A 14959-nucleotide genomic window follows, 5' to 3' on the forward strand; every position below is an offset into this window, starting at 1 on the left:
CACAAAAGGAGATCGCAATGACGTTACCGAGTGGACATCCGAAAAGTAGGATGATCAAGAAGTTTATGGCTCTTGGCCCCTACATCCGCGAAGAGCAGTGCGAAGAGAATCGCTTCTTTTTCGATTGCCTGGCTGTTTGCGTTAACGTAAAGCCAGCGCCGGAGAAGCGCGAATTCTGGGGATGGTGGATGGAAATGGAAGCAGAAGAGTCACGCTTTACCTACAACTATCAGTTTGGCCTGTTCAATAAAGAGGGTCACTGGCAGGCGATGGCCATTAAGGATCCGGAAGTGATCCAGCGCCTTGAGCACACCTTGCGTGAATTCCACGAAAAAGCCCGTACGCTGCTGGCAACGTTCGAACTGAAACTCGAGCCTGCTGATGATTTCACCAATGAACCGGTGAAGCTGACGGCATAAGCCCGGCGTAAAAAAGACAATAAAAAAACCCGGCGCTTAGCCGGGTTTTTTATCGGAATAAATCAGAACTGGTAGGTCATGCCCAGCGCGACGATATCATCGCTGCTCACGCCCAGTTTATTATCGTCATCAATCTGGTTGATTTTATAATCAACAAACGCGGACATATTTTTGTTGAAATAATAGGTCGCGCCGACGTCGATATATTTCACGATATCTTCATCACCGATGCCTTCAATATCCTTGCCTTTTGACTGGACATAACCCAGGGATGGACGCAGACCAAAGTCAAACTGATATTGCGCAACGGCTTCGAAGTTTTGCGCTTTATTGGCAAAGCCACCGGAGATTGGCGTCATATTACGCGTTTCGGTGTACATGGTTGCCAGATAAATATTGTTCGCGTCATATTTCAGACCGGTACCCCAGGCTTCAGCTTTTTTACCTTCGCCGCGCGCCAGCAGGTTCTGGGCATTAGTACGATCAGAGTTGGTGTAGGCGCCGCTGATGGCGAAATCACTGCCGCCGAAATCATAGGTCAGAGCGGTACCGAAACCATCGCCGTTCTGTTTTTTGGCTTCGCGGCCTTCGTTTTTACCCTGATATTGCAGGGTCAGATCCAGGCCATCGATGGCGCCGAAGAAGTCGGTATTACGGTAAGTTGCCAGGCCGCTGGAGCGCTTGGTCATGAAGTTGTCGGTCTGCGCAGAAGAGTCGCCGCCGAATTCCGGGAACATATCGGTCCAGGCTTCAACGTCATACAGCGCACCGAGGTTACGACCGTAATCGAATGAGCCGAAATCCTTCAGCTTAATACCGGCAAAGGCCAGACGGGTTTTCTGCGTAGCGTCGCTTTCAGCTTTATTGCCGGAGAACTCAGCTTCCCAGCGGCCATAACCAGTGAGCTGATCGTTAATCTGAGTTTCGCCCTTAAAGCCGAAACGCACATAAGTCTGGTCGCCATCTTTAGCATCATCATCACTGATATAACGCATCGCTTTCACTTTACCGTACACGTCCAGTTTATTGCCGTTTTTATTAAACACTTCGGCTGCCTGTACAGATGAAGTTGCTACAACGCCCATTACCACTAATGCCAGAGTACTCTTTTTCATTTTCAATCCTGGTTTCTTATAAACGCGCTAATATTCGCTGAACAGTAAGCTCATGCTTTTGTTCCGTGAAAAAACAGGAAGGGTTTTAACGTGATGAAATGAACGTTTTATGACAAATACAGAATAAGTTTAAAAAAGCGTATTTTTTTATTTCAGTAATAAAACCGTCAAATTCTGCCGCTACGCTTCCTGATCCCGCGCAACAAAGTGGTTACCTCTGCGTTATGGCGGTTGGCAACGGGCCCCAGTCCTGATAAAAAGTCTGATTGATATCATTTCCCTTATTGTTGAACGGCAGAGAATCATGAGTGACAGCCAGACGCTGGTGGTAAAACTCGGTACCAGTGTGTTAACAGGCGGATCGCGCCGCCTTAATCGCGCCCATATCGTTGAGCTGGTGCGCCAGTGCGCGCAGTTGCACGCCGCAGGGCACCGTATTGTGATTGTCACCTCCGGGGCGATTGCCGCCGGGCGTGAGCACCTGGGTTACCCCGAACTCCCGGCCACTATTGCCTCCAAGCAGTTGCTGGCGGCGGTAGGACAAAGCCGTCTGATTCAGCTCTGGGAACAGCTGTTCTCCATCTATGGCATTCACGTCGGGCAGATGCTGTTGACCCGCGCCGATATGGAAGACCGGGAGCGTTTCCTGAACGCCCGCGACACCCTGCGCGCCCTGCTGGATAACAACATCGTGCCGGTCATTAACGAGAACGATGCGGTCGCCACCGCAGAAATCAAAGTCGGCGATAACGATAACCTTTCGGCGCTGGCCGCCATTCTGGCGGGCGCAGACAAGCTGCTGCTGCTCACCGACCAGCAGGGGCTCTTTACCGCCGATCCGCGTACCAACCCGCAGGCGGAACTGATCACCGATGTAAAAGGTATCGACGATGCGCTGCGCGCCATCGCGGGCGACAGCGTCTCTGGCCTCGGCACCGGCGGCATGGGGACCAAACTGCAGGCCGCCGATGTGGCCTGCCGCGCGGGCATCGACACCATCATCGCCGCGGGCAGCCGTCCGGGCGTGATTGGCGATGTGATGGAAGGCATTTCGGTGGGCACCCGTTTCCATGCTGAAGCCACGCCGCTGGAAAACCGCAAACGCTGGATCTTCGGCGCGCCACCCGCCGGGGAGCTCACCGTGGATGAGGGCGCCACCGCCGCTATTCTGGAAAGAGGCAGCTCATTGCTTCCAAAAGGAATTAAAAGCGTGACAGGCAACTTCTCCCGTGGTGAAGTGATTCGTATCTGCAATCTGGAAGGGCGCGACATTGCCCACGGCGTATGCCGCTACAACAGCGACGCGCTGCGCCGTATTGCAGGCCACCATTCACAGCAGATCGATGCCATTCTCGGCTATGAGTACGGCCCGGTTGCTGTCCATCGCGACGATATGATCACCCGTTAAGGAGCAGGACATGCTGGAACAAATGGGCGCCGCCGCCAAAGCCGCCTCGTACAAACTGGCGCTCCTTTCCAGCCGCGAGAAAAACCGCGTGCTGGAAAAAATCGCAGAGTATCTGGAAGCCCAGTCCCACGAGATTTTGCTCGCCAATGAACAGGATCTTTTAGAAGCCCGCCGTAACGGCCTGAGCGAGGCGATGCTCGATCGCCTGGCATTAAACCCCGCGCGTCTGAAAAGCATTGCTGACGATGTGCGTCAGGTATGCAGTCTGGCCGATCCGGTAGGGCAGGTGATTGACGGCGGACTGCTGGACAGCGGCCTGCGCATCGAACGTCGCCGCGTGCCGCTGGGGGTGATCGGTGTGATCTACGAAGCCCGCCCGAACGTCACCGTAGATGTCGCCTCGCTGTGCCTGAAAACCGGCAATGCCGCCATCCTGCGCGGCGGGAAAGAGACCTGGCGCACCAACGCCGCCACGGTAAAGGTGATCCAGCAGGCGCTGGAAGAGTGCGGCCTGCCAGCCGGGGCGGTACAGGCGATTGAAAGCCCGGATCGTGCCCTGGTCAACGAGATGCTGCGCATGGACAAATACATCGACATGCTGATCCCCCGCGGTGGCGCAGGTTTGCATAAGCTGTGCCGTGAGCAGTCGACGATCCCGGTGATCACCGGTGGTATCGGCGTGTGCCATATTTTTGTGGATGACACTGCCGAGTTCGATCCGGCCCTGAAGATCATCGTCAACGCCAAAACCCAGCGCCCAAGTACCTGTAACACGGTGGAGACGCTGCTGGTACACCAGGGCATCGCCGATACCTTCCTGCCGGCACTGAGCAAGCAGATGGCGGAAAGCGGCGTGACTTTGCATGCCGATGCCAACGCGCTGACGCAACTGCAGAACGGCCCGGCGAAGGTTGAACCGGTGAAAGCGGAGCAGTACGACGACGAGTTTCTGTCGCTGGACCTGAACGTGAAGGTGGTGGCCGATCTCGACGATGCTATCGCGCACATCCGTGAACACGGCACCCAGCATTCAGATGCGATCCTTACCCGCACCCTGAGCAATGCCAGTCGCTTTATCAACGAGGTGGATTCGTCTGCGGTTTACGTCAACGCCTCCACCCGCTTCACCGACGGCGGTCAGTTTGGTCTGGGCGCCGAAGTGGCAGTCAGCACCCAGAAGCTGCATGCCCGCGGCCCGATGGGTCTTGAAGCGCTCACCACCTACAAATGGATTGGCTTCGGCGACGATACCGTTCGCGCCTGATTGCCCTCGCGGGCAGCCTCAGCTGCTGCCCGCGCTACTCCTGGTGTTATGACCTGCCCGTTCCTGTGCCGCCGAGTCCAGCGCGGCGATTTGCTGTTGTAGCGCTGTCAGACTGAGCGGCCTGCTGATTAAATAGCCCTGCGTTTCATCGCACTCCATCATCATCAGTTTTTGCAGTTGTCCTTCGGTCTCCACTCCTTCCGCCGTAATACTCAGCGAGAACGCTTTACCCAGACCGATAATATTTTCGACGATGGTATTGGCGCTGTCGCTCTCTGGCATGCCGTCGATAAACGATTTATCCAGCTTGATGCCATCGAACGGGAAATTGCGCAGGTAGCTCAGGGAGGAGTAGCCGGTGCCGAAATCGTCCATCAGCAGCTTCACGCCCAGTTTCTTCAGTGCCAGCATGATTTCAAGGCTGTTTTCCGGATTCCACAGGGTGGCGTTTTCGGTGATTTCAATCTCCAGCCGGGAAGGATCTAACTGCGACATCTGGAGCGCGTCTTTGATGCGCTCCACGACCTGCCAGGACTGGAACTCGACGGCAGAGATATTCACCGACACGGAGAGGCCGTGCAGTGACTGCTGTGCGTCCCGACAGGCGGTTTTCAGCACCCAGTCGCTCAGCGGAATGATCAGCCCGGTCTCTTCGGCCAGGGAGATAAACTGATCCGGCATGATAAGGCCAAGCTCAGGGTGATCCCAGCGGACCAGCGCCTCCACGGCAATGATGCGCGAGGAGTCGTGACCATAGCGCGGCTGATAGACCAGACGGAACTGCTCTTTTTTAATCCCTTCGCGCAGACTCTCTTCCATCTCGCGACGCTGTACCATCTGTTCGGCCATTTCGGGCGTATAAAACATCCACTTGCTACGCCCGGTGCTTTTCGCTTTGTACAATGCGATGTCTGAGAAGCGCAGAAGCTCGCTCGCGTCGACAGCATCGTGCGGTGCGATAGCCACGCCAATACTGGCGCCGATGACAATCTCATGCCCGTTGATCAGGAAGGGGCGCGTAATCTCGGCAATGATACGTTCGCACAGGGTATCAATGTACTTCCTGTCACGAATGTCGGAGATAATGAGGATAAACTCGTCTCCGCCCTGGCGCGCCACCAGATCGTAATCGCGGATACAGGCCCGTAGCCTGGTCGAGACTTCATGCAGTACGCTATCGCCGGCACTGTGACCAAACAGATCGTTGACCGGTTTGAACTTATCGAGATCGAGGCTGAGCATCGCCAGCGGATGCATCTGCGTAGGCTGCGCCCGCAGCTTGCCCTCCAGGAACTCGCGCATCCGCACCCGGTTGGGCAGTCCGGTGAGATCGTCGTGCCGGGAGAGGTACTCCACGCGCGCCTGGGCCTCCACTTCGAGAGTGACATCCGTGGCGGTGCCGCGGTAGCCGGTGATCCCCTCCGGCGCGATAACCGGTTTAATGGCAATATGGCAGTAGCGCTGGTGGCCCATCGCCGAAAGATAACGGCAGTGCAGCAGGCGGCGATGGCCCGTCTGGCCGGGAAGGGTGATCCAATCCGCCAGCGACTGGTTTTCGGCCTCCATCAGCTCGCTGAGCGGGCGGCCAATCCAGGCCGATATGCTGTGCCCGGTGATCCCCGGAAAACGCTCCGAAAGCCAGGTAAAGCGCAGCTCGGTGTCCGTCTCCCAGATCCAGTCCGTGGTCGCCTCGGCAACATCACGAAAACGCCGTTCGCTGGCAGTGAGCGCCAGACGGTTCTGCGCCAGCAGATAGGTATTTTCATCATACATGCGCGCCTTTTTGAGCGCGTTACGTCCCAGCATCACGCCGGGAATCACGGTACAAAGTGCCAGCAGGATCAGCAGCGGCAGAATATAGCGCAGCAGTTCCCGCCCCGGATTTTCGCTTTTCCATTCAAACGTAACCTGCTGACCATCAACAGGAAGGGTGGCTACCCCGCGTCGTCCTTCCAGCTTTGGGGCGCCCGTATGCTGCACGCGAGTCTGGGCGATACCGTACTCTTCACCCAGCGCGGCGAGCTTGTGCTCATCCAGCACGTCCACAAACACCAGCACCGAGGCCGGACCAGGGGCAGCAGAGATGCTTGAGTCATCACCCGTAGTGATGTTTGCCGCCGCCACCAGCGCCGGATAGCCTCCTTTCATCACCACCGTACTGGACACGGGCATAGCGTCCGGCTTGTTTATTTTCTGCATCAGCTCGGGCAGGGGATCGTCGCCCAGCCAGGCTTGCAGAGAGCGGGTCACCAGCTTGCCGTTGATGACGCTGTAGCGGGTCTGCCCATGGCTATCCAGCACAAACACCCCTTCGTACTCAAAATCGCGCCAGAGGGTCGCGCCCATATTCTGACGGGTGTACGCCCAGTCGGTATCCACCTTCGGGTGCAGATGCTGGTAGGCTTCGCCCCACCAGGCGTAATCTTTGATGTGGGTCGTGAGGGTATCGACGCGGTTATGGATGGCCTTTTGCAGCAGCATGGCGCTGTGCTTATCGCTGTCTTCATTGATATTTCGCACGATCGTCAGCAACGCGATGATGGCGATAATAAACAGCATTGCCAGCAGGGAAAACATCAGCAGCAGGGCGCGCTTGATAAAGCTGGCGGTTCTTCTCGGCTCAAGGTCCGTGCCGCCTATGTCATCGGTGACAAAAAATTTATTCATTATGTACCCACTCTCTCAGGCATTTCTGTGTTCCGATTAGAATTAGTATCGACCTGTTCTGGCGGGGCTTGATGTCAAAATGTAAAACTCAAGATAGCCGATTCTGAAGGGAAACGGGGAAAGATGGCATTCCCGATGGGGGCAAATAGCCGCAAAATGTGAAGAAAGGCGAAAATGGCCCTTTAAATTGAATGGTTTTTGCGCGGGTTGGTGTAAAAATCAACGACTAAAAGAGGAGGGGTTGACGAGGTGGGCTCTTTTTCTTACCCTTTTACACCGCAGTACCTCTCCTGAAAGCCGATATAGCTCAGTTGGTAGAGCAGCGCATTCGTAATGCGAAGGTCGTAGGTTCGACTCCTATTATCGGCACCATTTTAAACTCTTCTCAAGTCTACCGAAATCAACTTAAAGCCCGTATACTGCGGTTTCTGGCCCGTATTTTATCTCCTATTATCAACTGGACTCAACCGGAATCAAGTTATAGTTGGGGGCACAAGTGGGGGCATTCTGTGTTCGGTCCAAGGAGATGCCCCCAATGAAGCTAAATGCACGACAGGTAGACGCCGCTAAACCCAGAGAGAAGGCCTACAAGCTGGCAGATGGTGCAGGTTTGTATCTTGAGGTTGTTCCCTCTGGTTCCAGATACTGGCGGATGAAGTATCGCTTCAATGGAAAAGAGAAGCGTATGGCTTTTGGTGTCTATCCAGCAGTGTCCCTTGCACAAGCGAGGGCACTACGTGATGAAGCCAAGAAAAAGCTGGCTGAGGGCATCGATCCGTCTTTCGCTAAGAAAGAAGAAAAGCTGGTTCGCGATGTGCAACTTAACAACACGTTTCAGGCTGTGGCGCTTGAATGGCACGGAACGAAGGTGAGCCGGTGGTCAGAAGGTTATGCCTCCGATATTATCGAAGCTTTCAATAAAGATATTTTCCCCTATATCGGCCAGCAGCCGGTGAATGAAATCAAACCGCTAGTTCTGCTGAATGTGTTGCGTCGAATGGAGAACCGTGGCGCGACAGAGAAGGCCAAAAAGGTTCGCCAGCGCTGCAGTGAAGTCTTTCGTTACGCCATCGTTACCGGTCGTGCGGAATACAATCCTGCAGCGGATCTAACCAGTGCGATGTCAGGGCATGAATCGAAGCATTATCCCTTCCTTACTGTTGAGGAGTTACCAGACTTCTTTAAAGCTCTCGCAGGCTACACAGGAAGCCCGTTAGTTGTTCTTGCAGCACGTCTGCTGATCCTTACGGGAGTTCGCACCGGCGAGCTTCGAGGTGCTTTCTGGAGTGAGTTTGATCTTGAGAAAGCGGTATGGGAAATTCCTGCCGACCGAATGAAGATGAAACGGCCTCACCTTGTCCCCCTATCTACCCAAGCACTAAAGATCATACAGCAGCTTAAAGTGATGTCTGGGCAACATCCTCTGATGTTTCCAGGGAGGAATGATCCCCGCAAAACGATGAGCGAAGCGAGTATAAATCAGGTGTTCAAGCGGATTGGATATACGGGGAAGGTAACGGGGCATGGTTTCCGCCACACGATGAGTACGATTTTGCATGAGGAAGGGTTCAATACGGCGTGGATTGAAACCCAGCTGGCTCACGTTGATAAGAATACGATGCGTGGAACGTACAACCATGCTCAGTACCTTGAAGGGCGTAGGGAGATGATGCAGTGGTATGCGGATCATCTCAGTCAGTTAGGAAAGGGTGGACTCATACTTGCCTCATGACAGTGATTTTTTAGAGGGGTACGATAAAAACTCAAATTGAACTCCGCCTTAATGGCGGAGTTCAATTCTAGGACATTTATTTTTTGCTTAGGGCTGGATTAATACCTTGTGAGCTGCTCCCCGTTGATTATCCGGCTACGATAAGAACCGATCAGGGACCGGTATTCACCTGCCGGGCACTGGATCAATGGGCCTTTGAGCATGGAGTGGAACTGCATCTCATCCAGCCGGGCAAGCCGACTCAGAACGGATTTATTGATAGTTTTAACGGACGATTCAGAGATGAGTGCCTGAACGAGCACTGGTTCAGCGATATTGTTCATGCCAGGAAAACGATCAATAACTGGCGGCAGGATTATAACGAGTCCAGGCCTCATTCATTACTGAATTACCAGACGCCGGCTGAATTTGCAGCGAACTGGAGAAATGGAAAATTAGTAGGTAAACAAACCGACATTACTAATTGACGGTTGTATCGAATACTGGGGGCAGGTCACGCCACGGGTTTAACAGACCGGTAATCCTATGAGCAGCCTGGTACGTATCAGGCTGCTTAAAGTAAACATGTTAAATTATCAAACCGCGCATTACCTTTCCATAAGCCACGTTTATTTGGACTCATTCCATGTGTGGCCAGCACGAGAAATCAATGCTTCCGAAGACAAAGGTCCCCATGTACCCGCCTGATATAATCTCGGCGAATCACCGTCACGTTTCCATGCCTCTGTTATTGAATCTATCCACTCCCAGGCAGCCTCAACTTCATCACGGCGAAGGAAGAGAGCCTGTATACCACGCATCGTCTCGAGCAGGAGCCTTTCATAGGCATCAGCAATGTGAGTCTGATGGAATTGTTCGGAGTAATTCAGGTCGAGTTTGGTTTGCTGAAGTTGATGTTTGTGATCGAGGCCGGGTGTTTTATTGAGGATCTCAATATCCACTCCCTCATCCGGCTGTAGTCGTATAGTGAGTTTATTTGGTGGAAGATCCTGATATGAATTCTGGAACAAATTGATGGCAGGTTTTTTGAAATATATAACCACTTCCGTGCATTTTGTAGGCAATCGTTTTCCGGTACGGAGATAAAATGGCACACCAGCCCATCGCCAGTTATCGATATCGACACGTAAGGCAACAAACGTTTCTGTGCTGCTTTTTTGATTCGCGCCTGCTTCCCCCAGATACGCGGGTACTTTTTGGCCCTGAACAAATCCAGCTTTATACTGGCCCCGAACGGTCATTTCGCGAGCATTTGTATGGTCAATGCGTCTAAGGGACCGTAGGATTTTAACTTTCTCGTTACGTATAGAGTCTGCATTCAGATTGGCTGGAGCAGACATTGTTATCATGGCCAGAATCTGCAAAAGATGGCTTTGTACCATATCCCGTAGCTGGCCAGCTTTGTCAAAGTAACCCCATCGACCCTCTATGCCTACTTCCTCTGCGACAGTAATCTGGACATGGTCGATAGAGCGGTTGTCCCAATTATTTATGAAGAGTGAATTAGCAAAACGCAGAGCCAGAAGGTTAAGTACTGTTTCTTTTCCAAGGTAGTGGTCGATACGGAATATTTGAGTTTCATCGAAATACTGTTTTACCGCGTCGTCTATCTTTCTAAACGCAGCCAATGAATCACCCAACGGTTTCTCAATAACAACGCGTGCGGGCAGTTTGTTAAGACCAGCGCAACCTAAACCACGTGAAATTGCACTAAAGGTTGACGGTGGCATTGCAAAGTAATTAATAGTCGTTCTTTTTGCCTGATCGAGCATTCGACCAAGACGTGAAAATTGTGTTGTTTCATTAACATCAAGATTGCAAAAATCAATACGGTTACTCAGTTTACCCCAGACCCCCGGATCAACTTTATCGGGCATAAAAGTATTCAGAGAATCTTCAACTACTCTGAGAAACTGTGTCTTGTCCCAGTCCGCACGTCCAACGCCAATGATACATGTGTCATTATGGAGCAGGCCCGCTTTTTCCAGTTGATACAAGGAAGGTAGTAATTTGCGTCGTGCCAGATCGCCCTTTGCGCCGAATATCACCAGGTCGCATGGATTCGTTGTTTGTTCCTTAGCCATATAAATACCTCTAAAATTTTGCAAAGCGTGATGAAACCGCTGCGCAATAAAACAATCCTTTACGCTCACAACAACTGCCCCGATGATGAGTAGTTAACCCATGGGCATGTATCATTCATATGTCTGATCTGGCATAAAAGGTCATGAACACCTTGATACCGTGCTCGACTCTGTTTTCAATTTCTGATGCGGTGAGTTCAGGTCTGACGCCAAGTTTTACCTCAAGGTTCGTAAAACCGAGCCATAAGCCGGCCAGATCATCAGCGGCTATTGATGGATCGCACTGTTTCAGTTCTTTCCTTGTAATTGCCTGCTCGATGAGTGAAATCAACATGCTTTGTCCTCTGCCAGGACCAGCAGTAAAAAAGCGTTCAGGTAGATTTGGCGAACTAACAGCGGCGGCTGCAATCAGTCGATCCCAGCCCAGAATTTCTCTTCTGTGAATAAAGCTAACGTAGCGCATACCATACGATTTAAGGACTGCCTTAACAGGCATGTCCTGACTTTGCTCAAACTGTTTGTCGCTTATGGTAAGGTCTGATTCACGGCGTATTACGGCCTCAAGAAGGTTTTCTTTATCGGCAAAGTAGGCGTAGATGGTCGCTTTTGCTACACCAGCTTTCGATGCAATATCCTCAGTGGTCACATCAGGACCCTGTGCCAAAAACAGTTCGCGAGCAGTATCCAGAATAGAAATTTTTTTAGTTAAATCTTTTGGACGTCCCCGGGTGCGAGCGTTTTCTGTCATTTACGCACCGCCAGTATTGCTGCCATCATCATTCCGCCTGTCAGACTGATATGCTCAAGAAAAATATGAAATTCTGCTGTCCGCATTGGTTCTTCAAAGCGCCAGAAGGCATGACCCAATGGAATAGTTAACAGAGTGAAGATGATTAAGGCGCCAGCCCCCAGCCATCCGTAACCTTTTGGATTGAGTATGATGACAGCGGGGGCGGCGAGCTGACAAAGTATCGTGAGAATGGCAAAAAAAGCTGGCAAGGGAAGACCTACTCCGGCCATTTCCTGGGCAATTTCACCGAAGTTAAACAGGCCGAACAAGCCAGCCATCCAAAAAAAGCTGGTCAGGACAATGCGTGCAATGATTAAAGCAGCGGCACTTCTTAGAAAAACAGTCATTTCAATACCAATATGATTTAACATACCATTGAGTATATTAAATCAGAACCAGGCGTGCCTCACGATAAATGCCATGATTTGAATATGGCTATTATGTCCGGTACGCCTGATTGGGATAAGGCGGAACAGCTGAACCTCGGCTGTCATGTGCTGCATTCAAGGGTGATAAAAATTATCATCTTTTGTTTCGCGATAAGACGCCTATACACTTTCTTTTCATCACTATCTATATCCGGACAAATGTTTCCTCATACTTTTCAAGATGACTAATTAATCTGCCCAGATTCGCCCTGAATTGATTATCCTGGGGCTGCACTGCCTCCGCCATAAGGTAGAGCTTTAGTTCTTCGCGAAGAGCCTTGAAGTGCTTTAACCTGTTATAATCCTTACCGGAAGAAACTAGCTTTGTAGCAGCTGTGCGAATTTTTTTGCGTCGATCATAAAGCTCAAGGCTATGTGAAATGGCACTTTTCCTGAATTTCTGATGACTGATAATAAGCATCAGAGCAATACGGTATTTGTTTATGTCGCCAGGAAACAGGTTAAGCAGCATGAAAAGCTGCTGATACAGTGCCGGAAGATGATTTTTATGGCTGTGTTTTTTTTCCGCGGTTACGGCAGAGATTGTCGAAAACATCAATCTGTTCATAATTTTTCTGCCTGTTCGGGCTTTGGATTTGTCCGGGATAAGCAGGATAACCGCCATAGCAAGACAGCTGCCGATTATTTGTCCCAGCACATTATCAAGGAAAGTGGTGAAATGAAACACCATGGGGTTTTCAATGGTCACCGCATTCAGGATGCCAGCAAATGCCCCCATTGTACCGAGCTGGCGTTTCTGCAGTAGGAATCCACACACTAATGCTACGCTGCCAACCGTTATGCACAGCAACAGCATACTTTGCTGAGTCGCAGGGAGGATAAACACATAAAGGAAGTAGGAAACCGGTGCAGCGACAATCATGCCGTAAACAAAATCTTTCGCGACGGCAAGAGGATTAGGTGACCGCATTGCAAGGGCTGTAACTACACCCAGTAGGATCATACAACTACTTCCTGAAGTCCAGCCGGTATAAAGCCAAAACATTGCTGCAACACTTGTGGCGACAAAGGTTCGTATTCCATTGATCATCGCATGATGCGTTTCTGCCGATCGTACTGCTATTCGTGATTCCTGCTGAAGAATGCTCTTCTCAATAGATGTGATTCGCACATTTGTTTTCACGCCCTTCAGCATAAGCAAATATTCCGTCGCTGCTCCCACCCACCGAACTAATGCGTCAGATTTGCTTTGGCGAGCATCTGCCGTGAGCACATAGCGCATCATTTTCATGCGATTATGTACTTCATGGATGTTATCTGCTTCTTTCTCCAGCAATAAATGATATTGCGGCGGGATATTGTCTGGTGTATCACGCAAACTCAGAAATATCTCCATCGCATGCGTAATCATAGCTAAAGACCGGTCATGGATCGCAACAAGTCGGATACAGGCATTATTCCAACGAGAAGATTCAACTTTTAGCTGGTCGGTCATGCTTCTTAAGGTACTGGAACGACGAACAAGCTCCTTCCACACGTTGTCAACTTCCTCACGTGTTGTCTGAGCAATACAAAGCCTGAGCAGTTTATACTGTAAAACAAGAAGCGATTCGACCTCATGTTCTATGGTTTTCTTGATGGACCGTGGTGAAAAAATAAAATCGGCCAGGATGGTACAGAGGATACCCAGAACTATTTCACTACATCGCTCGATGGCATAGACCGGTGCCAGTGTCAGGTGGCCGCTGGCTTCTATGGTCACGATTACGGTAAGGGCAGTATAACTTGCCGTAGCCATCGCACTGGCATTTTCGATTTTCGCAAGCGATGACAGCCACACACAAAAACCAGCCCAGGTACAGGCTAATAGCATTAACAGGACCGGAGCTTGTACGGTGGTCATAATGAGAAACAGGGCAGCCGCACTACCAAAAAATGTCCCGATAATACGTAAAATTCCTCTATAGCGTAGAGCTCCTGAAAAAGGATCACCCCCGGCGGCAAACGCAGTCCCCCCCGCCACGATGCCTGCAGTCATAATCGCCCATCGCGGCATCTCCAGATTAAGAGTAAAACCTATGATCATCGCGGAAAGCAGGGCAAAGGTTAGCTTCAATGGAAATCTGATAAATTCGATCATTTCATCTCTCAGCCAAACTCACGCAGGCGCTTAAAAAATGCAGTCAGAGAAATACTCTGGTTAGCTATAATTTGATCACCTTGATTGAAGACGACCGTGGCAGTGGTACCTGCAGGATACTGATTGCCTGGTTCCTCGTTGAGCCGAATTCTGACAGGAATACGTTGCGCTAGTCGGACCCATTCGAGATTAGAATCAACGGCAGCGATCCCTTTTATATCTGCGAGATGATTCAAATTTGATACGCCGGCAGCGAAGCTTTCAACTTCTCCGTAAAGGCTGTGCTCGCTACCAAGAGGCGTAATCAAAGCCTGCATGCCGGGTTTGATGCCTTGGAACTTCGTTTCTTCAAGATAAGCAATGACGTAAAATGATTGCTGTTTCACAAGAGCAACGCTCACTGAACCCCGGTTGATAAACTCCCCTTTATAAACCCTAAGGTTTGTTATCCAACCGTCTGCTGGCGCTCTAATCACGGTCCTTTCAAGGTCGATTTCAGCGAGATATTGTGCTGCAAGAGATTTTGCCAACTGATGTTCACTGGTCAGGGAGTCATTCAGCGCCTGTTCCACCATTTCATGAGATAGTGCAGTTCCGCCAAGTTTGGTTCTACGGGCTGCTTCCCGTCTTTTTTCTGCAGTAATGGCTGCGTAGTAGGCAGCCTCCGCTTTTGCCTGTTTAACTGCCTGCTTATAGCGGTGGTTATCAACGGCATAAAGTGGATCTCCCTTATGGACCAACTGATTGTCATGCACGAAAACGTCTGTAATCAGGCCATTAACGTCAGGAGAAATGGCGACGATGTCAGCGGAAAAACGTGCGTCCCGGGTCCACGGTGATTTTGTATAAAATTCCCAGACTTTATAGACAGAGACTGCAGCCGCTAATACGAGCGTAACCGTTAAAACAAGTCGCAGAATTTTTTGTTGTAGAGACTTCACCTCAACCTCA

At 51.0% G+C, this 14959-nt stretch carries 11 protein-coding genes, 1 tRNA gene and 1 pseudogene; 6 read left to right on the forward strand and 7 right to left on the reverse strand.

Features of this window, described 5'->3' with window-relative positions; genetic code table 11:
* The first annotated feature begins 17 nt into the window (after positions 1-17).
* A complete protein-coding gene (gene crl / locus GNG26_RS04130) occupies positions 18-419 on the forward strand; it encodes a sigma factor-binding protein Crl (RefSeq protein ID WP_103823954.1) in 402 nt (133 codons plus the stop codon).
* Positions 420-481: 62 nt separating this feature from the next.
* On the opposite strand, the gene phoE is transcribed toward crl, so the two are convergent.
* Positions 482-1534, reverse strand: coding sequence for a phosphoporin PhoE (gene phoE / locus GNG26_RS04135; protein WP_114315829.1), 1053 nt, complete (start codon positions 1532-1534; stop codon positions 482-484).
* Positions 1535-1838: 304 nt separating this feature from the next.
* Between phoE and proB the strand changes: the two genes are divergently transcribed.
* Together proB and proA are read left to right on the forward strand one after the other, a co-directional pair.
* Positions 1839-2942, forward strand: coding sequence for a glutamate 5-kinase (gene proB / locus GNG26_RS04140; protein ID WP_156237863.1), 1104 nt, complete (start codon positions 1839-1841; stop codon positions 2940-2942).
* Positions 2943-2952: 10 nt separating this feature from the next.
* The gene (proA, locus tag GNG26_RS04145) at positions 2953-4206 is read left to right on the forward strand and encodes a glutamate-5-semialdehyde dehydrogenase (RefSeq protein WP_114387884.1); all 1254 of its coding nucleotides are present in this window, start codon (positions 2953-2955) and stop codon (positions 4204-4206) included.
* Between the two features lie 18 nt (positions 4207-4224).
* Here the strand turns inward: proA and GNG26_RS04150 are convergent, their stop codons facing one another.
* Complete coding sequence (locus tag GNG26_RS04150; protein WP_304599198.1) at positions 4225-6873, reverse strand: EAL domain-containing protein; 2649 nt, start codon at positions 6871-6873, stop codon at positions 4225-4227.
* A gap of 296 nt (positions 6874-7169) precedes the next feature.
* On the opposite strand from GNG26_RS04150, the gene GNG26_RS04155 reads away from it, so the two are divergent.
* From GNG26_RS04155 to GNG26_RS04165, 3 genes and pseudogenes are all read left to right on the forward strand, one after another.
* Positions 7170-7245, forward strand: a tRNA-Thr gene (locus tag GNG26_RS04155).
* 163 nt (positions 7246-7408) lie between these two features.
* Complete coding sequence (locus GNG26_RS04160) at positions 7409-8605, forward strand: integrase arm-type DNA-binding domain-containing protein (protein WP_156237864.1); 1197 nt, start codon at positions 7409-7411, stop codon at positions 8603-8605.
* Positions 8606-8733: 128 nt separating this feature from the next.
* Positions 8734-9072 (forward strand): annotated as a pseudogene (locus GNG26_RS04165) (integrase core domain-containing protein); the annotation flags it as partial.
* Between the two features lie 141 nt (positions 9073-9213).
* Here the strand turns inward: GNG26_RS04165 and zwf are convergent.
* The 5 genes from zwf to aaeA all read right to left on the reverse strand — a co-directional run bounded on the left by zwf (position 9214) and on the right by aaeA (position 14949).
* Complete coding sequence (gene zwf, locus GNG26_RS04170; RefSeq protein ID WP_156237865.1) at positions 9214-10689, reverse strand: glucose-6-phosphate dehydrogenase; 1476 nt, start codon at positions 10687-10689, stop codon at positions 9214-9216.
* 115 nt (positions 10690-10804) lie between these two features.
* Positions 10805-11437 carry a TetR/AcrR family transcriptional regulator gene (locus tag GNG26_RS04175; RefSeq protein ID WP_156237866.1) on the reverse strand — a complete coding sequence of 211 codons (633 nt, stop codon included), beginning with the start codon at positions 11435-11437 and terminating at the stop codon, positions 10805-10807.
* Positions 11434-11850: a DoxX family protein gene (locus GNG26_RS04180; protein WP_231604216.1), complete on the reverse strand. Its 417-nt coding sequence runs from the start codon at positions 11848-11850 to the stop codon at positions 11434-11436. The genes GNG26_RS04175 and GNG26_RS04180 overlap by 4 nt, the downstream gene beginning before the upstream one ends.
* A gap of 202 nt (positions 11851-12052) precedes the next feature.
* A complete protein-coding gene (aaeB, locus tag GNG26_RS04185) occupies positions 12053-14008 on the reverse strand; it encodes a p-hydroxybenzoic acid efflux pump subunit AaeB (protein WP_156237867.1) in 1956 nt (651 codons plus the stop codon).
* 8 nt (positions 14009-14016) lie between these two features.
* Positions 14017-14949 carry a p-hydroxybenzoic acid efflux pump subunit AaeA gene (gene aaeA / locus GNG26_RS04190; RefSeq protein WP_156237868.1) on the reverse strand — a complete coding sequence of 311 codons (933 nt, stop codon included), beginning with the start codon at positions 14947-14949 and terminating at the stop codon, positions 14017-14019.
* Between the last annotated feature and the right edge of the window lie 10 nt (positions 14950-14959).

The sequence above is a fragment of the Leclercia sp. J807 genome (assembly GCF_009734465.1).
Lineage (GTDB): Bacteria > Pseudomonadota > Gammaproteobacteria > Enterobacterales > Enterobacteriaceae > Enterobacter.